This is a genomic window from Streptomyces sp. MBT65 (assembly GCF_016612545.1).
GTDB lineage: Bacteria > Actinomycetota > Actinomycetes > Streptomycetales > Streptomycetaceae > Streptomyces.
This window is the reverse complement of sequence record NZ_JAENRY010000806.1, coordinates 1-360: the sequence shown is the minus strand read 5'-3', so window position 1 is coordinate 360 and position 360 is coordinate 1. Positions and strand designations below refer to the sequence as shown.

Here is a 360-nt window from a genome sequence, read left to right as displayed (position 1 = left end):
CCTCGGCGGGGGTGGTGAGGCGGTCGTCGGTCGTGGAGGGGGTGGTGGGTTCGTCGGTGTCTGCGGAGTCGGGAAGGGCGGCGACCGCCGAGGGGACAGTACGGCCGGTGTCCGCCGGGGCATCGGGCACCGGGGTCTCGGCGCCGTCGGCGGATGCAGGAGGAGCGGAAGGAGTGGTGAAGTCCTCGGCCCCGGGGGCGTCGAGGAGGCCGTCGGACGCGGAGGGGCCGGTGGACGCCGGGCGGGCGGTGAGGTCGGCGGCCGCCGAAGGGGCATCGCCGTCGGTCCCCGAGGGGGTGGCGCGGCCGTCGGCCTCTGCGGAGTCGGGAAGGCCTGCGGTCACCGGGAGCGTGGTGAGGC

At 77.2% G+C, this 360-nt stretch carries 1 pseudogene; it reads right to left on the bottom strand.

Annotated features, from left to right (window positions below):
* Positions 1-343: pseudogene (locus JHN63_RS52200) on the bottom strand (hypothetical protein); the annotation flags it as partial.
* Positions 344-360 lie beyond the last annotated feature (17 nt).